The organism is Streptomyces sp. NPDC060027 (assembly GCF_042737005.1).
Taxonomy (GTDB): Bacteria; Actinomycetota; Actinomycetes; order Streptomycetales; family Streptomycetaceae; genus Streptomyces.
Genome location: NZ_JBHWVI010000155.1, coordinates 1 through 20693, shown reverse-complemented (window position 1 = coordinate 20693; position 20693 = coordinate 1). Strand labels below are relative to the sequence as shown.

The window sequence follows — 20693 nt, the reverse complement described above, 5'->3', positions numbered from 1 at the left end:
GGTTTCACGTGAAACAGGCCGCCTCCGCTGTGCGGAGGAGCAACACGGAGAAGACCGCCCCAGAGCGCCGCTGCGGTGTGTCGCGGGCGGCAGGAAGAGCGGGGCAGGAAAGGCGGGGAGGGAAGGGCCGGGCGCTGGGTGGTCAGCGGCCTGCGTCAGAGCGGGAGCTTGAAGCCGACGTGCGAGGCCTCGAAGCCCAGCCGCTCGTAGAAGCGATGTGCGTCGGTACGGGAGGCGTCGGAGGTCAGCTGGACCAAGTGACAGCCCTGGCGGCGGGATTCCTCGATCGCCCAATCGATGAGTTCCGTCCCGAGACCGCTGCCACGTTCGTCGGCGTGGATGCGTACGGCTTCGATGATAGAGCGCGTCGCCCCCTTGCGGGACAGTCCGGGAATCACGGTGAGCTGCAGGGTGCCGACAACGCGGTTCTCGCGCACGGCGACGACCAGGTGCTGGTTCGGGTCCCCGCTCAGACGCTCCAGAGCGCCCAAATACGGGGTCAGATCGTCGGGCGATTCCCGTTGGGCGCCCAGCGGGTCGTCGGCGAGCATCGCGACAATGGCGGGCACGTCGTCGGCGACCGCCGCTCGTATCTCAAGATCTGCCATGAGCGCACCCTACGAGGGCACGCCCACCGAGGGCACGGGCTGTACGGGCACGCTGGCGGACTCCACGACCCGGACCAGGGGGGCCAGCTCAGGGTTCCCGGCCGCCTCGTCGAGTGCCTCGCGCAGGGCGGCGTCATTGGTGGGCCGCGCCTCGGCGAGGAGGTCCAGGCCGGCCTCGCTCACGTTCGTGTAGATGCCGCGGCGGTCGGTCGGGCAGAGATAGCGGGCGAGCAGGCCTCGGTCCTCAAGGCGGGTGACCAGCCGTGTGGTGGCGCTCTGGCTGAGGACGACCGCGTCCGCGACCTGCTTCATCTGGAGATGGCCGCCGTCGCCGTCGTGCTGCCGGCTGAGCACGTCGAGCAGGGAGTACTCGCGCACGCTGAGCCCGTGCTTGGCCTGTAGGGCCCGCTCGATGTGGGCCTCGATCCTCCCGTGCAGCAGGGAGAGTGCGCACCATCCCTGAGCGAGGGCGGTGAGCGCGGGGTCCGTGGCTGTCATGGCGTTCCTCCGTCCCGGAGCGGCTGAAACCCAGGATAGAGCACAGGCGCAATAGCCCGCTGTTGCATATAACCCGCGTCTGCAATTATTGTGAACGCAGGCAAAGCGCTCGTGCAATCTTCTGGAAGGTGTACTCCACCATGCCTCTCGCGCTTCTGGCCCTCGCGATCGGGGCCTTCGGAATCGGAACGACAGAGTTCGTGATCATGGGCGTTCTGCCCGAGGTCGCCGGAGACTTCGGTGTCTCCATCCCCACCGCCGGACTACTGGTGACCGGCTACGCCCTCGGTGTGGTGATCGGCGCGCCGATCATGACCGCGCTCGGCACGAAGGTCTCCCGCAAGCGGATGCTCATGGTGCTGATGGGTCTGTTCGTCCTCGGCAATCTGATCTCCGCCGTGGCCCCGGCCTTCTGGCTGATGTTCGTGGGCAGGGTGGTCGCGTCCCTCGCCCATGGTGCCTTCTTCGGCATCGGGTCGGTGGCCGCCGCCGAACTGGTCGCGCCCGAGAAGAAGGCCGGCGCCATCGCGATGATGTTCAGCGGGCTCACGATCGCCAATGTCGTCGGCGTCCCGCTGGGCACGCTGATCGGACAGTCCGCAGGCTGGCGCGTCACCTTCGCGGGGGTCGCCGCGCTCGGCGTCATCGGGCTGCTGGGCATCGCCAAGCTGGTGCCGGAGATGCCGAAGCCGGAGGGCGTGCACCTGCGCCACGAGCTCGCCGCCTTCAAGAACGTCCAGGTCCTGCTAGCGATGGCGATGACGGTGCTCGGTTTCGGCGGTGTCTTCGCGGCCATCACCTACATCGCGCCGATGATGACGCACGTCGCGGGCTTCGCCGACGGCTCGGTCACCTGGCTGCTGGTCCTCTTCGGCCTCGGCATGGTCGGCGGAAACCTGGTCGGCGGCAAGTTCGCCGACCGCGCGCTGATGCCGATGCTGTACGTGTCCCTGGGCGGCCTCGCCGTCGTGCTCGCCCTCTTCACCGTCACCGCGCACAACAAGATCCTGGCGGCCGTCACGATCGCCCTGATCGGCGCTCTGGGCTTCGCGACCGTGCCTCCTCTGCAGAAGCGCGTTCTCGACCAGGCGCACGGCGCACCCACCCTGGCCTCGGCCGTGAACATCGGCGCCTTCAACCTCGGCAATGCCCTCTCGGCCTGGCTCGGCGGCATCGTGATCGCGGCGGGCCTCGGCTACACCGCCCCCAACTGGGTCGGCGCGGTTCTTGCCGCGAGCGCGCTCGTTCTGGCCGCTCTCTCGGCCGCTCTGGAGCGCCGCACGGTCCTTCCCGGCTCCGTGGTCGCCAGTGGCGCCCCGGCCGAGCGGCGGACCGCCGTCCACCACTGACCGGAATCGGGCCCGGTGCGGGGCCAGGGCCGTCCCCGCATCGTGTCGACCCGGCACGTCCCCCACTCGAAACAGCACACCCCCACAAGGAGAAACCCCTGATGAGCACCACCACCGCCGTTGCCCCCCTGACCATCGAGGACGCCGAGGTCCTCGTCACCGCGGCCCGTCGCGCCGCGGAAGCCGCCGGCGTTCGGATCAGCGCCACCGTCCTCGACGCGGGCGGCCACCTTCTCGCTTTCCGGCGCGACGACCAGGCTGTGCTGATCTCGGGCGAGACCAGCACGCGCAAGGCCTACACGGCACTTCAGCTGAACGCGGCAACCGCCGATCTCGTGGACGCGGTGCAGCCCGGTGGTCTCTTCCACACCCTGCCCACCGCTCTCGACCGTCCCCTGCTGTTCATCGCGGGCGGCGTGCCGGTCCACCGTGACGGCCGTCTGATCGGCGCGATCGGGATCGGTGGCGGCATGCCCGACCAGGACCACGGCTTCGCCGTCACCGCCGTCGCATCGCTCGTCTGACGCTCGGCAGCCCCCGGCACTCGCCAGGCGTACGACAGCCCAGAAGTGCCGGTCTCCCACCGTGTTCCCGGGGGACCGGCACTTGGTCTGTCGCGGGCCGGAGGTCTAGCCGGCGGCGACGGTCAGCGGCGCGAAGCGGCGAGTCCAGTCGCCGGGCAGTTCCGGGATCCCGTACGTCATGACCGAGTTGAAGGCGACGGAGGCAAGCCCGCGCTCCTTCAGCCAGGCCAGCAGCTCTTCGTGCCGAACATCGATGTCGGTGCGCAGCGGTCGGTCGGTGTGGGCGGCGAGAGAGGAGACGAGGGCCTTCGCCGTCTCGGTGTCCCGGGCGATCAGCGGGCCGACGACATGGTCGGTCATGTTGGGCCAGGCGGCCGCGTAGCCGATGATCCGGCCGTTCTCCTCGGCCACGCGGAGCTGGTCGGAGAAGGCGGGCAACCGCGCGATCATGTGGGTGCGATCGGTGCCGAAGACCTCTTCGTCCAGCCGGAGGACGGTGCCGAGGTCCACCGCCGTGGCAGGGCGGGTGAAGACCTCGGGCTCAGGGCCGCCAGGAGTGAACACCCCGCGGAACATCTCGGCCCGGCCGGTGACCTTGAATCCCAACTCCTCGTAGAGCGGGCGCCCGTACACGGTCGCGTGCAGGGTCAGCGGGGTGCTGCCCATCTCTTCGACGACGTGCCGCATCAGATGACGGCCGACACCCCGGCGGGCATGCCTCTCGGCGACGAGAACCATGCCGATCGCACCCAACTCGGGGCAGTCGCGAGGGCCGTATTCGGTCACCACACACGCGGTGACGAGACCGCCGGCGGGGTCGTCGATGCCGTATCCGGTCCCTGCGGTGAGCAGCAGACCCCACTTGTGTTCCTCACGGGGCCAGCCCCGGTCTTCGGACAGGTCGGCGCAGGCGGCGAGGTCGCGAGGCGTCAGACGACGAACGGGCAGAGCGGTGAGGGAAGGTGTCGACACGCACGTCAGGCTGTCTGACATGAGCCGCTGTCGTCCACCGCTTTCCAGGCAGCCCTGCCCTCTTTCGGCCATGCCTCGCGCCGCCCGAAAGTGAACGGACAGCAACGGACAGCTGTTTCACGTGAAACCCCCGACCCCTGACCATCGATTGCCCCAGTAGCCTCGGCGGACATGGCGAGACTTCATCTCTTCGACCTCGACGGGACGTTGCTCCACGGCAGCACCGCACCGTTGGAGATCTCCCGGCAGCTCGGGCTGGAAGCCGAGAACATGGCGCTGGAGAAGGCCATTTCCGCGGGGCTCATAGGTCCTCCCGAGTACGCGACACGGGTGCATGCCCTGTGGACTGAACTCACCGAGGCGCATGTGACGGCGGCTTTCGACGGAGCGCCGTGGATGTCCGGCATCGAAGACGTCTGGAGGGAGATCCGGGAGAACGGCGACTACTGCGCCGTCGTCTCATTGTCGCCCTCGTTCTTCGTGGAGCGGCTGATGTCGTGGGGAGCCCACGCGGCCCATGGTTCGCGCTTTCCCGCCGTGCCGTTCGCGGAGCCGGTGGATCCGGCGGGCGTACTCAGTGCCGCGGCAAAGGTGCAGATCGCGGACCGGCTCTGTGAAGAGTTCGGGGTGAGCAAGAGCGACTGTGTCGCCTATGGCGACTCCCTCTCGGACAAGGACCTTTTCCGCGCTGTGCCGGTGTCTGTCGCGGTCAATGCGGACCGGTATCTGTGCGGCCTGGCCACCTACTCCTACGTGGGACGGGACCTGCGGGATGCCTATCAATTGGTGTGCGGGGCACGGTAATTCACGCTATCGGTAGACCGGTGCCGGCCTCATTCGCCGTGAGGGAAGAGGGTACTTGTGCCGAGAGCCACTGCCGGTATGGTCGACTCCGGTTCGCGTCCGCCGAGGTGTGCGCACGTCCCGCCGACGCGGGCGACCGGCAACGCAGGCCAAAGCAGCCTAACGGGACGGAGAGATCGAAGACCCGCATTTTCCGTTATGAGGCCGGGCGTTGACCCGGGGTGGGATGCTCGACGAGAGCGCTGCGGCCAATGTCACATTCTCGCCTTGCTTGTCCGTACGGGGCGGGAATCCGGCCCAATGTGGCCGCACTGGGCCGACGGGACTGAACCGGGAAAGAGAGCAAGCCGTCTGCGGGGGAAAGCAGGCATCTTCCGATCGCGGAGGTGCGCAGACCGACCGAAAGATGTTCGAGGCGAGGCAGACCATGGACGCTCCGACCACCACGTCGGCCGACAACGGCACTTCAGGCGGAAACGGCGGGGGCGGCTGGTTCACGCCGCACAAGGAGCCGCCGACTCCCAGCGGTGACCAGGGATCATCGGACGGCCGTCGGCTGGCCGCGTTGCGCCCGGTGGGCCGGTCCGCGGCAACGCAGGGGGAACCCGGGCAAACCGCCCCTGAGCAAGCGGCTCCCGTGCAGGGAACGCCCCTGCAGGAACGAATATCCCCGGTCGCCGAAGCGCCCAAGGCTTCTCGTCACTTCGAGCCGGAGCCGGCCCACGAAGCCGTGCGACCGCAGTCAGGCCCCGGGCAGGCGGAGTTCGGCTCCCCGCGGCCCTCACAGGCCTCCGTGACCGAGCGCGGGCCCCGGCAGTCCCACCGCGGCTCTCCGGGGTCTGAGGCCCGCCCTGAGCCGCTTGTGACGGTCCGGCCGCCGGCCCCCGCCCCCAAGGCGTCTCCCGACGCCGTGCTGATCCGCCGGACCATGGCCGAGGTCGGTGACATCGCCGACAAGGTCACCTCCTACTTCTACGCGCTGCTCTTCGTGCGCCACCCGGAGCTGCGCCCGATGTTTCCCGCCGCGATGGACACCCAGCGGGACCGGCTGCTCAAGGCGCTGCTGACCGCCGCCGAGCACATCGACAACACCGAGGTCCTCGTCGCGTATCTGCAGAATCTCGGCCGGGGACACCGCAAGTACGGCACCCGGCCGGAGCACTACCCGGCTGTCGGCGAGTGCCTCATCGGCTCGCTCAGCCGGTACGCCTCCGCGATCTGGGACGCCGAGACGGAGGCCGCCTGGGTGCGCACATACACGACCATCTCCCAGGTCATGATCGACGCCGCTGCCGCCGACGAGCTGCGTGCTCCGGCCTGGTGGTACGCCGAAGTGGTCTCCCACGACCTGAGGACGCCGGACGTCGCCGTCGTCACGGTCCGGCCCGACCAGCCGTACGCGTTCCTGGCCGGGCAGTACACAAGCCTGGAGACACCGTGGTGGCCACGGATCTGGCGGCACTACTCCTTTGCCTCGGCGCCCCGCTCGGACGGGCTGCTGACGTTCCATGTAAAGGCGGTTCCGGCGGGCTGGGTCTCCAACGCACTGGTGCACCGCGCCCGGCCCGGCGATGTCATCCGGCTCGGACCGCCGTCCGGCTCCATGACCGTCGACCACACCACCGACAGCGGACTGCTCTGTCTGGGCGGCGGCACCGGCATCGCTCCCATCAAGGCCCTGGTCGAGGACGTCGCCGAGCACGGGGAGCGCCGACCCGTCGAAGTCTTCTACGGGGCTCGCACCGATCACGACCTCTACGACATCGACACCATGCTGCGGCTCCAGCAGAGCCACCCCTGGCTCGCGGTACGCCCCGTCGTCGACCAGCAGGCCCATCTCCAGCTGCCGGACGTCGTACGCGAGTACGGGCCGTGGAACGAGTTCGACGCGTATCTCTCGGGGCCGCCCGGCATGATCCGCAGCGGTGTCGACACCCTCAGGGACATAGGCATCCCGTCGGACCGGATCCGCCACGACTCGGTGGAAGAACTCGTCGGGGCCGGCGACTGACCCGCGGCGGCTTCCCTCGGCGTCAGCCCAGGTCAGGTGCGTGCATGGCCCGTACGCCTTCGATGTTGCCGTCGAGATAGTGCCTCAGCGAGAGCGGTACGAGGTGGACGGAGGCGATCCCGACCCGGGTGAACGGGACGCGGACGATCTCGTACTCACCGCACGGCTCGTCCATCTCGGGGCCGTGCCGCAGGGCAGGATCCATGGACTCCAGCCGGCAGACGAAGAAGTGCTGGACCTTCACGCCGGTCGCACCTCCGTCGTCACCGATGTGCTCGACGGTGTCGACGAAGCAGGGCACCACATCGACGACCTTGGCTCCGAGCTCCTCGTGCACCTCACGGTGGAGTGCTTCGACGACAGTCGTGTCCTCCGGTTCGACGCCGCCACCCGGCGTGAGCCAGTAGGGGTCGACGCCGGGCTTGGTGCGCTTGATCAAGATCAGGTCGTCACCATCGAGCAGAACGGCGCGGGCGGTGCGCTTGACCACGGGTCGGACGGTCATGGGAGAAATGTGGCCCGGCTGGTTCCACGTGAAACATCACCCAGCCGGGATTCCGTGTGAAACGCCCTGGAGCCCGTCCTGGGGTTCTGAGAAGGCGGGACTCCCGTCGCCCGAACCGTCGGCCTTCGGTCCTCGGCGACAGGCCCTGCCGCCCTGAGTCTCGGTTCCGGCCCGCGCCGGCGTCAGCCCCAGTCGGCAGCCGCTCGCAGCAGCCATTCGTGCGCCCGGGCGATGTGCGGCATCGCGAGCGTTCCGGTCCGGACGACGAGGAAGTACGTACGCAACGGGGGCACCGCCGGGTCGAGGAGTGCCACGACGTCTCCGCGTTCGATGGCATCGGCACAGAGGTATTTGGGCAGGACGGCGAGTCCGGCGCCCGCGGAGGCACAGGCGAGGACCGCCCGCAGATCAGGGACGACGACCGTGCCGGAGGCGGCCGGGCGGCAATCGAAGACCGAGGCCCAGTAGCGGGCGACGAGCGGCAGCGACTCGTGGACCTCGACGATGGGGAAGTCCTCGAGCGCGTGGGCGCCCTTCCGGCGGAGCTTTCCCGGCCCGACTTCGGCGGCCCAGCGCGGAGAGGCGACCAGGACGTGCTCTTCGTCGCAGAGCGGAGTCGCGGTGAGGAGCGCACCGCGTGGGCGGGCCGTCGTCATGGCCAGATCATGGTGTCCGGCGGCGAGCCCCTCCAGCGTCTCCTCCGCGTTGCCGAAGGAGGCGCGCAGCGTGAAGCCCTGGCCGTCGTCGCCGGTCAGCTCTGTGAGCGCGGGCAGTGCGCGCTCCGAGGTGAACTCCGGCGGCCCCGCGAGATGCAAGGTGCGCAGAGAGGAGTCCTCGTCCAGACCGGTCTCGGCTATCTCCACGAGGGCGTCGAGATGCGGCGCCGCCTTGTGGGCCAGTTCGTCGCCGATGGTCGTGGGGGTCACCCCGCGCGCCTGGCGAAGAAACAGGGGCCGTCCCAGCTGCCGCTCCAGTGTGCGGATCTGCGAGGTGACGGCCGGCTGAGAGAGCCCGAGCAGCGCGGCGGCGCGAGTGAAGGAACCGGCCCGGTGCACAGTCACAAACGTGCGCAGCAAGGCCAAATCCATGGTGCCCCTCCCCTTTCAGCACCCCCGCGCGAACCCCAACTATAAATAAGTCGATAGGTCTCTGTCGCTACGGTGATTGGACACTGACACAGAGTCAACTAGCCTTGTTTGCGCGGTTCTTCGCGCGCGGAACCGGGACGGTCCGAGCCACGAGGGGGGAGGCTCGGACCGTCCGTTGTACGTAGCGGGGGTACTGATCCCGCCACCATGGCCGCCCTACTCCGCGGAGGCGTCGAGGGCCCGCAGCACGTCCGTCACCAGGTCCTCGGGATCTTCGGCGCCGGCGGAGAAGCGGATGAAGCCCTCCGGGACCGCGTCCCCGCCCCAACGGCCCCGCCGCTCGGCCGTGGACCGCACCCCGCCGAAGCTGGTGGCGTCGTCCACCAGGCGCAGCGCGTCGAGGAAGCGCTCGGCATGCGCGCGTGTGGGCAGCGTGAAGGAGACCACGCATCCGAAGCGGCGCATCTGCTGTGATGCGATCTTGTGCGACGGGTCATCGGGCAGCCCGGGGTAGCGCAGCCCCGTCACCTCGGGCCGATCCCGCAGGGCCTCGGCGATAGTCCTGGCGTTGGAGGTCTGCCGGTCGGCCCTCAACTGGAGCGTGGCGAGCGAACGGTGGGCCAGCCAGGCCTCCATCGGGCCGGGGATGGCGCCGACGACCTTCCGCCAGCGTCGTACGGGAGCCATCAGCGCGGCGTCCCGCCCGGTGACGTACCCCAGGAGGATGTCGCCGTGCCCGGTGAGCATCTTGGTGCCGCTGGCCACGGAGAAGTCGGCACCCAGCTCCAGCGGGCGCTGTCCGAGCGGGGTCGCCAACGTGTTGTCGACGGCGACGAGCGTGCCCTGCGCGTGTGCGGCAGCGACGAGGCGTCGCAGATCGCAGACGTCGAGGCCCGGGTTGGACGGCGTCTCGATCCACAGCAGCTTCGCGCCGTCGAGCACCTCCAGCTGGGCATCGTCGGCGGTGGGGGCGGTGCGCACCTCGATGCCGTACGCGGTCAGCTGCTCGCGCACCAGCGGCAGTACCTGGTAGCCGTCGTCGGGCAGGACGACGATGTCGCCGGCGCGCAGTTGAGAGAAGAGCACCGCGGAGATGGCGGCCATGCCCGAGGGGAAGGCGAGCGTTTCCACGGAGTCCTGGCCGGTCGCTTCCAACTCGCCGATGGCGCGCTCCAGGAGCGTCCAGGTCGGGTTCTCGTCACGGCCGTAGGTGTACGGGCCGGTGGGCTCACCGGGCAGATGGAAGTGCGCGGCGAAGACCGGGCCGGGAAGGGTCGGCTCGTACTTGACGGGCTCGGGCAGCCCGGCGCGCACCGCGCGGGTGCCGTCGCCCTGCACCGTCGCGCGCGTGTCCTCGCTCCGGCCCGCGCCCCCACCGCTCGCCGTGACGAAATCCCCTGACGTCATGCTTCTCGTCCTCCCACTTGCTCTCGTACCGCGGCGAGCAATCCCGGGCTCGCCGCCTCCACCATCTCAAGACATTCCTCGAAGCCGTCCATATGTCCGTAATACGGATCGGGGACGTCCAGATCGTCGCCCGCGGCGGGGTCGTACGAGCGCAGCAGCCGGACCTTCGCCGTGTCCTCGGCCGTGGTCGCGAGGCGGCGCAGGGCCTTGAGATGACCGGTGTCCAGGGCGATGACGAGATCGAGACGGGAGAACCACGAGGCCTGGAACTGCCGGGCCTCGTGGTCGCTCTCGTAGCCACCCGCCTCCAGCACGGCGACGGTGCGCTCGTCCGCTCCGTCGCCCTCGTGCCAGCCGCCCGTCCCCGCGCTGTCGACCTCGACCAGCTCGTCGAGTCCGGCTTCCGTCACATGGGCGCGGAAGACGGCCTCGGCCATCGGCGAGCGGCAGATGTTGCCGGTGCAGACGAAGCAGACGCGATAGGGCATGGAGCTCTCTCAGTCGTTGTCGCCGTCGGGCAGGACGACGTTGAGCGCCCAGGAGACGACGGAGATGATCAGGCCGCCCAGGACGGCGGTCCAGAAGCCCTCCACATGGAAGCTCAGGTCGAGTTTGTCGGCGAGCCAGGAGGTGAGCAGCAGCATCAAGGCGTTCACCACAAGGGTGATCAGGCCGAGCGTGAGGATGAAGAGCGGGAAGGTCAGTACCTTCACGATCGGCTTGACCAGGAAGTTCACCAGTCCGAAGACCAGTGCGACGAGAAGGAGCGTGGTTATCTCCTTGCCCGTGCTGTCGCCCGTCAGGGTGATCTTGTCCAGGAGCCAGACGGCGACGGCCAGGGCCCCCGCGTTGGCGAGCGTCTTGACTACGAAATTCTTCATGTGTCTGATCGTGGCAGAAGAGATCGACTGGCAAGAAGGGGCTGTGGACACAGCCTGTGGCGTACGAGAGCGGACGAGGGCGATGAAGGCATTCCGACTGGATGAACTGGAGGCGGAGCGCGCCGCCAACGACGGCGCCTACCTGCAGTTTCTGCGCGAGCGGAACATGTCGGTCGGGCTGTACGCGCTCGACGCGGGCGGGCTCGACCCGCAGAAGCCGCACGCACAGGACGAGGTGTACTTCGTGGTGAGCGGACGCGCGTCGATCACGGTCGGCCTGGAGACCACCCAGGTGGCGCGGGGCAGTGTCGTGTACGTGCCCGCGGGGGTCGCCCACAAGTTCCACCACATCACGGAGGATCTGCGGGTCCTGGTGGTGTTCTCTCCGCCCGAGAGCTGACCTGCGTCTCAGGGTTCCCTAGGGGGACGGTCAGGGGAGGACAAGGGGTGCGAGGCCACCGCGCGGCCCCCTCTCCGACCTAGCATCGGATGCAGGACACAAGAGAACCCGGAATCGGTGTCCCGGTGTTGGGACCACGGGCGAGGAGAGGTAAGGACAGGGCGATGCGAGAGATCTTCAACGGTATGCCGTGGTGGGTGAAGTGGGTCGCGGTGCCGGTCATCGCCCTGGTGGTGTTCGGCGGCCTGATAGCGAGCGTCGTCACCTTCGTCGTCCTCGTGCTCTTCAAGGTGCTCATCTTCGTGGCGCTGGTCGGCGGACTGATCTACATCGTGCGGAAGTTCATGTCGGGTTCGTCCTCGCGCAGCGACTGGTGAGGCGCGAGAGGGTGAGCGGGAGGTAACGGCGAAAGGGGAAAGGGAACCCAAGGTTCCCTCGGGCGAGGGAAGTTTTCCGGCGAGGCCGTATGCCGGCCGTGACTGGCGGTTAAAGTCCGGAATTCGACGCGGGGGTCGACCCCCGCGGGCAGCGCACAGCCCCCTCCCGTGTTTCCCCGCACGGGCGGTCCTCCTCGCGCTTCGGGAGTGCCCCTTGGCCACGGTTGACACCGCACCCGCACCATCAGTCGCTCCGCCCTTCCAGCGATCGGGCATGCCCGCAGCGGCACGCGTTCCACCGGTCCAGCCGCGCACCTCGCCGGGGGAGCCGCCTCTTTCACGCTCCGCGTCGGTTTCGCCGGCGGAGTCGGCGCCGCCGCGGTCTCCGGTGGAGACACCCACGCGGCGCGCCCTGCCGGCGGACGGGCTCACCGGGCGCACACTGCCGTCGGTGACCCGCAGTCCGCGCTCCGCGGCTCCCGGGGCGGCACGGCTCGCCCGAAACCTTCCGGCGGAGCCCGAAGTCACCCCGCTGGATTCCCAGTCCACCACGTTGATCGGCTCGGTGCAGCGGGCCATGCGTCTGCTGGAGGCCGTCGCCTCGCGGGAACACGGCGCACCTGCCAAACAGCTCGCGCGGGAGGCGGGACTCGCGCTGCCGACCGCGTACCACCTGCTGCGCACCCTTGTTCACGAGGGTTATCTGCGCCGGGACAGAGGGCTGTTCTACCTCGGTGAGGCCGCCGAACGGCTGAGCAGCAGCGGAGCCCAGCAGAAACGTCGCAGCACGGTGAGTGACACGCTCGCGCACTGGCGCGACGCGATCGGCGCCCCCGTGTACTACGCGACCTACCGCGACGGCGAGATCGAGGTCGTGTGTGTCGCCGACACTCCGGCGAATCCCGCGGTCGAGGAGTGGGCCGACTTCCGGGAGACTGCGCACGCCCACGCGATCGGTCAGTGTCTGTTGTCCCAGCTGGACGACAAGTCCCGGCGGGACCACCTCGATCGGTACCCGGTGCAGTCGATCACCCCCTACACGGTGCGTGACAAGGACCGCCTGCTGAGGCGGCTCGAACGGATGGGGCGGATGGAACCGGTGGTCGAGCGGCAGGAGTACGCGCTGGGCGCGGTCTGTGCCGCGATCCCGATCACGGCGGGCAGTACCGCCGCGACCATGGCCATTTCCTTCCCGTCCCACCAGGTCGACCGACTGCTGCCCGCGGCACAGAAGCTGCAGAGCGAAATCGGCAGGCTGCTAGGGACACTCGCCATCTCTATCAGTATCTGAAAACTCACTCCTTGTGATCTGTCGTGCACGGTGAGCAATATTTCCAGCAGTGTCAGGGGGATGATTCCTGGCCAGTCGATGGCAAACGACGGGGTAGGCGATGCGCGAGTCGGTGCAGGCAGAGGTCATGATGAGCTTCCTCGTGTCCGAGGAGCTGTCCTTCCGCATTCCGGTGGAGCTGCGATACGAGACCTGTGATCCGTACGCGGTGCGGTTGACCTTCCACTTGCCCGGAGACGCGCCCGTGACCTGGGCGTTCGGTCGGGAGCTGCTGATCGACGGGGTGGGCAGGCCGTGCGGTGACGGTGATGTGCACATCGCTCCGGCCGACCCGGAGGCGTTCGGTGAGGTGCTGATCCGGCTTCAGGTCGGAGGAGATCACGCCCTGTTCCGGTCCGGGGCCGCACCACTCGTCGCCTTCCTCGACCGTACGGACAAGCTGGTGCCGCTCGGGCAGGAGCGCTCCCTCGCCGGTTTCGACACATCTCTCGACGAAGCGCTCGACCGCATCCTGGCGGAGGAGCAGAGCGCGGGCTGAAGCACCCGTACCCCCGAGCGGAGTAACGCTTCCTCAAGGGGGCGTGGGTGCCGAATGGTTCCGGCGTCACGGGCGGACGGCTCAGTGCTTGCGGCGGCGGCCCTTCCCGCTCCGTACCGGCGTCCTGGCACCCGCGGACTCGACGGGGCCGGTCACGGTCCCTTCACGGTCCGCGGCGACCACGAGGGCGGCCAGCGCGGTCGTCACCGGCACGGCGGCGACCAGGCCGATCGATCCGACCAGGGTGCGCACGATCTCCTCGGCGACCAGTTCGCTGTTGGCCACGGTGCCCACGCTGCTCTGCGCGATCGAGAAGAGCAGCAGCAGCGGCAGTGCGGCGCCCGCGTAGGCCAGGACGAGCGTGTTGACGACCGACGCGATGTGGTCGCGGCCGATCCGGATGCCCGCGCGGTAGAGGCCACGCCAGCCCATCGTGGGGTTGGCTTCGTGCAGCTCCCACACCGCGGACGTCTGCGTCACCGTCACATCGTCGAGAACACCGAGCGAACCGATGATGACTCCGGCCAGCAGCAGACCGCTCATGTCGATGGACGGGTACAAGCCATGGATCAGACCGGTGTCGTCGTCCGTGTTGCCGGTCAGCACGGCCCAGTCGATGAAGACCGAGCCGAGGATGCCGATCAGCACGAGTGAGAGCAGGGTGCCGACCACCGCCACGGATGTACGGGCCGACAGGCCATGGCACATGTAGAGCGCGATCAGCATGATGGCGCTGGACCCGACGACGGCCACGACCAGCGGGTTCGAGCCCTGCAGGATCGCCGGCAGGATGAAGAAGTTCAGGATCATGAAGCTGATGGCCAGGGCGATCAGTGCCATGACGCCGCGCATCCGGCCGACCACCACGACGACCACGGCGAAGATCCCGGCGAGCAGCGTCAGGGGAAGCTTCCGGTTCGCGTCCGTGACCGAGTACTGGAGGTCCTTGGGGGCGGAGGGCTCGTACGCGACGACGACTTTCTCGCCCTGGTGCAACTGCCGTGACTGGTCCGGCTGAACGATCTCGGTGAACGTGCGGCCCTTGTCCTTGCCGGTGTCGATCCGGATCGTCGCCTTCTTGCATTCACCCGTCGCCTGCAGCTGGGCGGAGGAGCCCTCGGCGGTGGAGGTGTCGCCCGTCGGGGTCTCCCCCGAGGCGTTCACGGACCTGCAGTCCACCTGGTCGATCCTGGTGACCGTCGCCTGCTGGGTCTGCCGGTCGAAGCCGACACCGGTGCGCTCGTGGGAGGGGGCACCGCCGGGCCACAGCACCACGAGACCCACCGCGACCGCGGCCGCGAAGGGGATCAGTACCGCGGCGATGACCTTGCGCAGGTGCTTGGAGACCGGCGCGGCAGGACCGTGGCTGTGCGAGTGCCCGTGCCCGCCGCCCGAACCTCCGCCCTGTCCGACGCCCGGCCCGTGTTCGCCGCCGTGCCCGTCGTGACCGCCGTCCGGTCCGGAACCATGGCCACCCCCCGGCCCATGCCCATGCCCATGGCCGTTGCCGGAACCATGTCCGTGGCCGTCGTCGGAGCCCGGACGGCGCGGAGACTCGGCCGGTGGGAACGGGGAGCGCTGGGGTGCTGTCACCGACCGATCATCGCAAGAACGACCAGGGCCCTCTGTTCACCGCGCCAAATATGACGCTAGCGTGGAGGCACCTTTGCACACGCGGGAGCTCGGAGCACCGGGCTGAGAGGGCGCTGACCTCCGTCTTCGCGATGTTTCACATGAAACATCGACGAACGGAAGCCGCTGCGTCGACCGCTGAACCTGTTACCGGGTAATGCCGGCGTAGGGAGTAGGTCTCATGACCAACAAGGACGTACGCACGCCTGCCTCCAGCCAGACGGGCGGGGTCGCTTCACCGTCGCTGAACGGGGAGGCCGGGAAGTCCATCGGCTGGCACAAGGCGTATGTCGGGGGTACGCGTCCCGATCTGCGGGTGCCGGTTCGTCAGGTGCACCTGACCAACGGGCAGTCCGTGACGCTGTACGACACCTCAGGCCCGTACACCGATCCGACCATCGACACCGATGTGCGCAGGGGGCTGGCGCCGCTGCGCGAGAACTGGATCATCGCCCGCGGCGACACCGAAGAGTACGCGGGCCGCCCCGCCCGTCCGGAGGACGACGGGATCAAGCACACGTCCCCGCGCGGCGGGCTGCGCAACCTGGACGCGGTCTTCCCGGGGCGACCGCGTCAGCCGCGCCGGGGGCGCTCCGGGCAGGCGGTCACCCAGCTCGCCTACGCGCGCCGTGGCGAGATCACGCCCGAGATGGAGTTCGTGGCGCTCCGGGAGAACGTCGATGGCGAAGTCGTACGCGAGGAGATCGCCGCCGGCCGCGCGGTGCTGCCCGCCAACGTCAACCATCCGGAGATCGAGCCGATGATCATCGGCAAGCGGTTCCTGGTGAAGGTCAACGCCAACATCGGCAACTCCGCGGTCACTTCCTCCATCGAGGAGGAGGTCGAGAAGATGACCTGGGCGACCCGCTGGGGCGCCGACACGGTCATGGACCTGTCGACCGGCCGCAACATCCACACCACCCGCGAGTGGGTGCTGCGCAACTCCCCCGTTCCCATCGGCACGGTGCCGCTCTACCAGGCGCTGGAGAAGGTCGACGGCCGCGCCGAGGAGCTGACCTGGGAGATCTACAAGGACACGGTCATCGAACAGGCCGAGCAGGGCGTGGACTACATGACGGTCCACGCGGGCGTGCGCCTGGCGTACGTGCCGCTCACCGCGAACCGTAAGACCGGCATCGTCTCGCGCGGCGGCTCGATCATGGCGGCCTGGTGCCTCGCGCACCACAAGGAGTCGTTCCTGTACGAGAACTTCGAGGAACTCTGCGAGATCCTCGCCGCGTACGACGTCACCTACTCGCTCGGCGACGGTCTGCGGCCCGGCTCCATCGCGGACGCCAACGACGCCGCTCAGTTCGCGGAGTTGAGGACGCTCGGGGAACTCAACACCATCGCGAAGCGTTTTCAAGTACAGACGATGATCGAAGGCCCGGGGCATGTCCCGATGCACAAGATCAAGGAGAACATCGACCTTCAGCAGGAGATCTGTGATGAAGCTCCGTTCTATACGCTCGGCCCGCTGACGACGGACATCGCCCCTGCGTACGACCACATCACCTCCGGCATCGGTGCCGCGATGATCGCCTGGTGGGGCACGGCCATGCTCTGCTACGTCACGCCCAAGGAGCATCTGGGCCTGCCCAACCGTGACGACGTCAAGACCGGCGTCATCACCTACAAGATCGCCGCCCACGCGGCCGATCTCGCCAAGGGGCATCCAGGCGCACAGGACTGGGACGACGCGCTCTCCGACGCCCGCTTCGAGTTCCGGTGGGAGGACCAGTTCAACCTGGCTCTCGATCCGGACACGGCACGGGAGTTCCACGACGAGACGCTGCCGGCCGAGCCCGCCAAGACGGCCCACTTCTGCTCCATGTGCGGGCCGAAGTTCTGCTCGATGAAGATCAGTCAGAGCATCAACGAGCGGTTCGGCGGTGACGCGGGCGAAGGCGCCTCCGCGGAGGAGGTCTCCGCGGGCATGCTGCAGAAGTCCCGGGAGTTCGCGGAGGCGGGCAACCGCGTGTACCTGCCGCTGGCCGACTGAGCCGCTCCACAGGGGCGCGGTCCGGGGCACGGAACGCCCGGACCGCCGCCCTCGGGCCGCCCGGTCATGCCGCGGCGTCCTGTGGGTACCAGCGCAGTTCCACCGTGTTCCCGTCCGGGTCCTGGACGTAGACCGAGGTGGCGCTGCCCCGCGCGCCGAAGCGTGCGACGGGACCCTGAAGCACGGTGAAGGATCCCGACGCGATGACCTCGTCCCAGTCCAGCGGTTCCACGGTGAGACAGATGTGGTCGACGTTGGACTCCCCACGGGGGCCGTCCACCAGGTCGATGATGGTTTCCGCGGTGATCCGCACCGACGGGAACGGGACCTGGCCTGCTCGCCACTCGGCAAGGCGTACAGGTGCCAGTCCGAGAAGCCCGGTGTAGAAGCCCAGGGACCGTTCGACGTCCGCGACGTTGAGGACCAGGTGGTCGAAGGCCTTCACGCGTATCGCGGTCACTTGGTCTCCAGGGCGACGGCGCGGCGGAGCCACTCACCGAAGAGGACGGGGTCGACCTCGTCGGTACGGCTGAGCTTCACCGAGGCCATCTGGCGGGCTCCGGCGACCAGTCGGCCCGATGGATCGGCCACCTCCTGGCCGCGCCAGAGGCCGAAGGTGACGTAGGACGTGTAGCCCTTGAGCAGACAGATCGGGGTCTGACCGGGCTTGGCTCCGAGGCTCCAGGTGGGATGGCCGTGCCAGAGCGCGCCGGAGCCGTCGGGGAGGGCCGAGTCGATGACAGGCCGGATCTTCTCGCCGATGTCGCGCAGGGGGCCGTCGAGCCCGTTCAGGTAGGAGGTGATGTCCGAGGCGTTCATGTGAGTCCTGTTCAGGAGGGGTGCGTCCCGGGCTCCCCAAGGGGGCCGGTTGGACGCCATCTACGATCCGCCGCGGGACCGAGGCCATCAAGGCATGATCGACGTACGACCGTTGAGCCAGATTTAACGCCGGGGGGATTCATGCTGGAGCGGCTGGAGATCGAGACCTTCCTGACCCTGGCCGAGGAACTGCACTTCGGCCGGACCGCGGAGCGGTTGCTGATCACGACCGGGCGGGTCAGCCAGGTGACCAAGAAGCTTGAACGCAGGGTCGGCGGGCCGTTGTTCGAACGCAACAGCCGTTCCGTCCGGCTCACTCCGATCGGCCGGCAGCTGGCGGCCGACCTGGTGCCGCTGGTCGCCGCGATGGAGGCGGCGCTGCGCAGGGCGGCCGATGCCAGTCGTGGGGTCACCGGGGAGCTGCGGGTCGCCTTCCTCGGCGAATGGACGGCACCCGCGCTGCTCAGGGCGGTCGGTCTGTTCGGTGAGCGGCACCCCGATTGCCGGGTCGATGTACGGGAGGTTCAGCTGTCCAACTCCCGGGCGAGTCTGGTGGACGGTTCGATCGACGTCCTCCTCGCCTCGTTCCCCTTCGACGGAATGGCCTGCGGCCCGGCGCTGCTGCGGGAGAGACGGGTACTGGCTGTGGCGGCCGGTCATCCGCTCGCCGGCGAGGAGCGGGTGTCCGTCGAAGTACTCGCGGAACACCCCGTGGTGCAGTACCCGGCGGTGACCTCGGCGGGGTTCAAACGGGACCGCACACCGGACCGCACTCCTTCGGGCAGGCCCGTTCCGAAGGGCCCGGTCGGCGGGTCGTTCTCCGAAATGCTGACTCTGGTCGCGATGGGCCGGGGTGTCCTCCCGGTCGGGGAGCACTCCCGCCAGTACTACCCCCGACCCGATGTCGCGTACGTGCCTCTTCACGACGCGCGGCCGATCGAACGGGGACTGGTGTGGAGGGAGGGCAACAGCACCGAGCGGGTGCGCGAGTTCGTACGGGCCGCGACGGACGCGACCGGCTCCCCCTGAACCGGAGCCGGAGCCGGAGCCGGAGCCGGAGCCGGGAGCTGTGAGCCGGGAGCGGTGAGTCGGGAGCCCGACCCCATTCGCCGGGGGTTCCGTCTTCGGAGCGGGAGCGGGGGCTTGGGTCCGTCCGATGGGGGCGGATGCGTATCGGACGGTTCCGGTGCCGGGTTCTCTAGGCAGACTGGGCACATGACAGCGACATCGATGAGCAAGGGCGCCAACCTTCCCGTCGCAGCGCAGGAGGTGCGGGTCGTGCTCGGCTGGTCCGGGGGCCCCGGTGCTCCGGACGCCGATGCCTCGGCTCTGCTGCTCCGTGCGGACGGACGGGTGCGGGACGACGGTGACTTCGTCTTCTACAACCAGCCGAGACATGCCTCCGGTGCTGTGCGTCACCTGGGGAAGCGGAGGGAGGGTGGCGGGACGACGGACACCGTCGGGGTGGATCTGCGCGCCCTGGAGCCGGAGATCCAGCGCGTCGTCCTGGGCGCCTCCGCCGACGGGGGCACCTTCGGCGGGCTGACGGGTCTGAGGCTGACGCTGCTCGACGCCGGGACCGGGCAGGAGCTGGCGCTCTTCGAGATGGAGGCGACGACGGAGACGGCATTCATCGGGGGTGAGCTGTATCTGCGGGGCGGCCAGTGGAAGTTCCGCGCGGTGGGCCAGGGGTACGACTCCGGACTCGCCGGCCTGGCCACCGACTTCGGGATCAGCGTGGACGAGGAGCCGGGCGCGTCCGGAAGCGCGGGTTCCGGGAGCCGGGGCTCCGGTGGCGCGGCGCCGGGATTCGCGGGCTCCGGAGACTCCTCGCCCGGTGTGGCGGCGGCTCCCGCGACCACACCCGCCGTTCCGCCTCGGCCCACGATGCCGCCCCCGTCCGCCCCGGCGCCGCCTTCCGCCCCTCGCCTGATCAAGGGCGAGGACCAGTTGCCCGTGGACATGCGCAAGCGGCTCTCCCTGCGCAAGGAGCAGGTGGCGGTCAGTCTGCGCAAACACGGGGCGGTGGGTGTCAGGGCCCGCGTCATCCTGGTTCTGGACGCCTCCGGGTCGATGTCGTTCCTGTACTCGAAGGGCGTCGTGGCCGATGTGGTGGAGCGGATGGCCGCGGTGGCCGCCCAGTTGGACGACGACGGCGAGATGCAGGCGTGGACCTTCGCGTCGAACCCGGCCCGGCTGCCCGACCTCGCCGTGGGGGACCTGCCGGAGTGGCTGGAGCGCCATGTCCGGGTCGGTGAACTGACCCTCTTCCGGCGGAGCAAGAAGCCTCGGAAGGGGATGCTGCCCGGCCAGGTGGACATGCGGGCGGTCGGCATCCAGAACGAGGAGCAGAAGGTGATCGCCGAGGTCCGGACGTACGTCCGTGAGCACCCGGCCGCCGATCCCACGCTGGTGCTCTTCTTCTCCGACGGGGGTGTCTACCGCAACAAGGAGATCGAGAAGGAGCTGCGGGAGGCGGTGGACGAGCCGATCTTCTGGCAGTTCGTCGGACTGGGGCGCTCCAACTACGGCGTACTGGAGCGGTTCGATACGCTGCCGGGCCGGCGTGTCGACAACGTGGGGTTCTTCGCGGTCGACGACATCAGCCACGTACCGGATCCGGAGCTCTACGACCGGCTGCTGTCCGAGTTCCCGTCGTGGGTGAGCGAGGCACGGCGACTGGGCATCTTCTGACCGACCCGATCCCGAGGGCATCCGACGACGTCCACGGTCCCGCACTCGAGGTAGCCGTACGAGCCCGCGTCCGGGCTGGTCGTCACGGAGCCGAGTCCCGCGGCGGCCGTACGGACCGTGAGCCGTGGGGCGTACGAAATCCGGAGCCACGGCGGGTCCTGGGACCGCTCCCGCGGCGTGCGCCCGGGACCGCGCCCCGGACGGCCGCGGCTGTCGTACCGGCCCGCTCCCGCGGCGTGCGCCCGGGACCGCGCCCCGGACGGCCGCGGGCGAGCCGCGGGGGCCCGGGAGGC

General features: G+C 69.0%; 22 protein-coding genes and 1 riboswitch. Of the genes, 11 read left to right on the top strand and 11 right to left on the bottom strand.

Annotation, left to right across the window (positions count from 1 at the left end):
• Positions 1–155 precede the first annotated feature (155 nt).
• Positions 156–608, bottom strand: a complete 453-nt coding sequence (locus ACFWBT_RS30225; RefSeq protein WP_385706022.1) for a GNAT family N-acetyltransferase — start codon at positions 606–608, stop codon at positions 156–158.
• 9 nt (positions 609–617) lie between these two features.
• On the bottom strand, positions 618–1106 hold the full coding sequence (locus ACFWBT_RS30220; protein WP_385706020.1) for a MarR family winged helix-turn-helix transcriptional regulator: 489 nt from the start codon (positions 1104–1106) through the stop codon (positions 618–620).
• Positions 1107–1246: 140 nt separating this feature from the next.
• Here ACFWBT_RS30220 and ACFWBT_RS30215 point away from each other — a divergent pair, with 140 nt between their 5' ends.
• Entirely contained in the window at positions 1247–2455 is a 1209-nt protein-coding gene (locus ACFWBT_RS30215) for an MFS transporter (protein ID WP_385706018.1), read from the top strand.
• A 101-nt stretch (positions 2456–2556) separates the two neighbouring features.
• The gene (locus ACFWBT_RS30210; RefSeq protein WP_356464960.1) at positions 2557–2979 is read left to right on the top strand and encodes a heme-binding protein; all 423 of its coding nucleotides are present in this window, start codon (positions 2557–2559) and stop codon (positions 2977–2979) included.
• Between the two features lie 105 nt (positions 2980–3084).
• On the opposite strand, the gene ACFWBT_RS30205 is transcribed toward ACFWBT_RS30210, so the two are convergent.
• On the bottom strand, positions 3085–3951 hold the full coding sequence (locus ACFWBT_RS30205; RefSeq protein WP_385706016.1) for a GNAT family N-acetyltransferase: 867 nt from the start codon (positions 3949–3951) through the stop codon (positions 3085–3087).
• A 171-nt stretch (positions 3952–4122) separates the two neighbouring features.
• Between ACFWBT_RS30205 and ACFWBT_RS30200 the strand changes: the two genes are divergently transcribed.
• Both ACFWBT_RS30200 and ACFWBT_RS30195 read left to right on the top strand, forming a co-directional pair.
• Positions 4123–4755 carry an HAD family hydrolase gene (locus ACFWBT_RS30200; RefSeq protein ID WP_385706014.1) on the top strand — a complete coding sequence of 211 codons (633 nt, stop codon included), beginning with the start codon at positions 4123–4125 and terminating at the stop codon, positions 4753–4755.
• A gap of 406 nt (positions 4756–5161) precedes the next feature.
• Positions 5162–6766 (top strand): globin domain-containing protein, encoded by a 1605-nt coding sequence (locus ACFWBT_RS30195; RefSeq protein WP_385706012.1) that lies wholly within the window; start codon positions 5162–5164, stop codon positions 6764–6766.
• A 22-nt stretch (positions 6767–6788) separates the two neighbouring features.
• Here the strand turns inward: ACFWBT_RS30195 and ACFWBT_RS30190 are convergent, their stop codons facing one another.
• The 5 genes from ACFWBT_RS30190 to ACFWBT_RS30170 all read right to left on the bottom strand — a co-directional run bounded on the left by ACFWBT_RS30190 (position 6789) and on the right by ACFWBT_RS30170 (position 10647).
• Positions 6789–7271, bottom strand: coding sequence for an NUDIX domain-containing protein (locus ACFWBT_RS30190; protein ID WP_266760553.1), 483 nt, complete (start codon positions 7269–7271; stop codon positions 6789–6791).
• Between the two features lie 182 nt (positions 7272–7453).
• A complete protein-coding gene (locus tag ACFWBT_RS30185) occupies positions 7454–8359 on the bottom strand; it encodes a LysR family transcriptional regulator (protein ID WP_385706010.1) in 906 nt (301 codons plus the stop codon).
• Between the two features lie 216 nt (positions 8360–8575).
• Positions 8576–9766, bottom strand: a complete 1191-nt coding sequence (locus tag ACFWBT_RS30180; protein WP_385706009.1) for a cystathionine gamma-lyase — start codon at positions 9764–9766, stop codon at positions 8576–8578.
• A complete protein-coding gene (locus tag ACFWBT_RS30175) occupies positions 9763–10254 on the bottom strand; it encodes a low molecular weight protein-tyrosine-phosphatase (protein ID WP_385706007.1) in 492 nt (163 codons plus the stop codon). The genes ACFWBT_RS30180 and ACFWBT_RS30175 overlap by 4 nt, the downstream gene beginning before the upstream one ends.
• A gap of 9 nt (positions 10255–10263) precedes the next feature.
• Positions 10264–10647, bottom strand: a complete 384-nt coding sequence (locus ACFWBT_RS30170; RefSeq protein WP_385706005.1) for a phage holin family protein — start codon at positions 10645–10647, stop codon at positions 10264–10266.
• Between the two features lie 82 nt (positions 10648–10729).
• On the opposite strand from ACFWBT_RS30170, the gene ACFWBT_RS30165 reads away from it, so the two are divergent.
• From ACFWBT_RS30165 to ACFWBT_RS30150, 4 genes are all read left to right on the top strand, one after another.
• Positions 10730–11047, top strand: a complete 318-nt coding sequence (locus ACFWBT_RS30165; RefSeq protein WP_261703765.1) for a cupin domain-containing protein — start codon at positions 10730–10732, stop codon at positions 11045–11047.
• Between the two features lie 164 nt (positions 11048–11211).
• Complete coding sequence (locus ACFWBT_RS30160) at positions 11212–11424, top strand: DUF5326 family protein (RefSeq protein WP_385706002.1); 213 nt, start codon at positions 11212–11214, stop codon at positions 11422–11424.
• Between the two features lie 577 nt (positions 11425–12001).
• A complete protein-coding gene (locus ACFWBT_RS30155; protein WP_385706026.1) occupies positions 12002–12715 on the top strand; it encodes an IclR family transcriptional regulator in 714 nt (237 codons plus the stop codon).
• 100 nt (positions 12716–12815) lie between these two features.
• Positions 12816–13253, top strand: a complete 438-nt coding sequence (locus ACFWBT_RS30150) for an SsgA family sporulation/cell division regulator (RefSeq protein ID WP_266760541.1) — start codon at positions 12816–12818, stop codon at positions 13251–13253.
• Between the two features lie 81 nt (positions 13254–13334).
• On the opposite strand, the gene ACFWBT_RS30145 is transcribed toward ACFWBT_RS30150, so the two are convergent.
• Positions 13335–14846 (bottom strand): YibE/F family protein, encoded by a 1512-nt coding sequence (locus tag ACFWBT_RS30145; protein ID WP_385705999.1) that lies wholly within the window; start codon positions 14844–14846, stop codon positions 13335–13337.
• A gap of 71 nt (positions 14847–14917) precedes the next feature.
• Positions 14918–15074, top strand: a riboswitch (TPP riboswitch).
• Here ACFWBT_RS30145 and thiC point away from each other — a divergent pair.
• Positions 15067–16887, top strand: coding sequence for a phosphomethylpyrimidine synthase ThiC (gene thiC / locus ACFWBT_RS30140; RefSeq protein ID WP_385705997.1), 1821 nt, complete (start codon positions 15067–15069; stop codon positions 16885–16887). It overlaps the preceding riboswitch by 8 nt.
• A 64-nt stretch (positions 16888–16951) precedes the next feature.
• Here thiC and ACFWBT_RS30135 read toward each other — a convergent pair whose 3' ends face one another.
• Both ACFWBT_RS30135 and ACFWBT_RS30130 read right to left on the bottom strand, forming a co-directional pair.
• Positions 16952–17338: a VOC family protein gene (locus ACFWBT_RS30135; protein WP_385706024.1), complete on the bottom strand. Its 387-nt coding sequence runs from the start codon at positions 17336–17338 to the stop codon at positions 16952–16954.
• A 5-nt stretch (positions 17339–17343) separates the two neighbouring features.
• Positions 17344–17706, bottom strand: a complete 363-nt coding sequence (locus ACFWBT_RS30130; RefSeq protein WP_356464939.1) for a DUF1801 domain-containing protein — start codon at positions 17704–17706, stop codon at positions 17344–17346.
• Positions 17707–17847: 141 nt separating this feature from the next.
• On the opposite strand from ACFWBT_RS30130, the gene ACFWBT_RS30125 reads away from it, so the two are divergent.
• Both ACFWBT_RS30125 and ACFWBT_RS30120 read left to right on the top strand, forming a co-directional pair.
• The gene (locus ACFWBT_RS30125; RefSeq protein ID WP_385705994.1) at positions 17848–18735 is read left to right on the top strand and encodes a LysR family transcriptional regulator; all 888 of its coding nucleotides are present in this window, start codon (positions 17848–17850) and stop codon (positions 18733–18735) included.
• A 186-nt stretch (positions 18736–18921) separates the two neighbouring features.
• Complete coding sequence (locus ACFWBT_RS30120; protein WP_385705992.1) at positions 18922–20400, top strand: VWA domain-containing protein; 1479 nt, start codon at positions 18922–18924, stop codon at positions 20398–20400.
• The last annotated feature ends 293 nt before the right edge of the window (positions 20401–20693 follow it).

Coding starts and splice junctions, on each gene's coding strand:
- ACFWBT_RS30130 (WP_356464939.1), bottom strand. CDS start 17,706: ATGAACGCCTCGGACATCACCTCCTACCTGAACGGGCTCGACGGCCCC.
- ACFWBT_RS30175 (WP_385706007.1), bottom strand. CDS start 10,254: ATGCCCTATCGCGTCTGCTTCGTCTGCACCGGCAACATCTGCCGCTCG.
- ACFWBT_RS30220 (WP_385706020.1), bottom strand. CDS start 1,106: ATGACAGCCACGGACCCCGCGCTCACCGCCCTCGCTCAGGGATGGTGC.
- ACFWBT_RS30180 (WP_385706009.1), bottom strand. CDS start 9,766: ATGACGTCAGGGGATTTCGTCACGGCGAGCGGTGGGGGCGCGGGCCGG.
- ACFWBT_RS30125 (WP_385705994.1), top strand. CDS start 17,848: ATGCTGGAGCGGCTGGAGATCGAGACCTTCCTGACCCTGGCCGAGGAA.
- thiC (WP_385705997.1), top strand. CDS start 15,067: ATGACCAACAAGGACGTACGCACGCCTGCCTCCAGCCAGACGGGCGGG.
- ACFWBT_RS30185 (WP_385706010.1), bottom strand. CDS start 8,359: ATGGATTTGGCCTTGCTGCGCACGTTTGTGACTGTGCACCGGGCCGGT.
- ACFWBT_RS30170 (WP_385706005.1), bottom strand. CDS start 10,647: ATGAAGAATTTCGTAGTCAAGACGCTCGCCAACGCGGGGGCCCTGGCC.
- ACFWBT_RS30225 (WP_385706022.1), bottom strand. CDS start 608: ATGGCAGATCTTGAGATACGAGCGGCGGTCGCCGACGACGTGCCCGCC.
- ACFWBT_RS30160 (WP_385706002.1), top strand. CDS start 11,212: ATGCGAGAGATCTTCAACGGTATGCCGTGGTGGGTGAAGTGGGTCGCG.
- ACFWBT_RS30210 (WP_356464960.1), top strand. CDS start 2,557: ATGAGCACCACCACCGCCGTTGCCCCCCTGACCATCGAGGACGCCGAG.
- ACFWBT_RS30200 (WP_385706014.1), top strand. CDS start 4,123: ATGGCGAGACTTCATCTCTTCGACCTCGACGGGACGTTGCTCCACGGC.
- ACFWBT_RS30195 (WP_385706012.1), top strand. CDS start 5,162: ATGTTCGAGGCGAGGCAGACCATGGACGCTCCGACCACCACGTCGGCC.
- ACFWBT_RS30120 (WP_385705992.1), top strand. CDS start 18,922: ATGACAGCGACATCGATGAGCAAGGGCGCCAACCTTCCCGTCGCAGCG.
- ACFWBT_RS30155 (WP_385706026.1), top strand. CDS start 12,002: ATGCGTCTGCTGGAGGCCGTCGCCTCGCGGGAACACGGCGCACCTGCC.
- ACFWBT_RS30190 (WP_266760553.1), bottom strand. CDS start 7,271: ATGACCGTCCGACCCGTGGTCAAGCGCACCGCCCGCGCCGTTCTGCTC.
- ACFWBT_RS30165 (WP_261703765.1), top strand. CDS start 10,730: ATGAAGGCATTCCGACTGGATGAACTGGAGGCGGAGCGCGCCGCCAAC.
- ACFWBT_RS30150 (WP_266760541.1), top strand. CDS start 12,816: ATGCGCGAGTCGGTGCAGGCAGAGGTCATGATGAGCTTCCTCGTGTCC.
- ACFWBT_RS30215 (WP_385706018.1), top strand. CDS start 1,247: ATGCCTCTCGCGCTTCTGGCCCTCGCGATCGGGGCCTTCGGAATCGGA.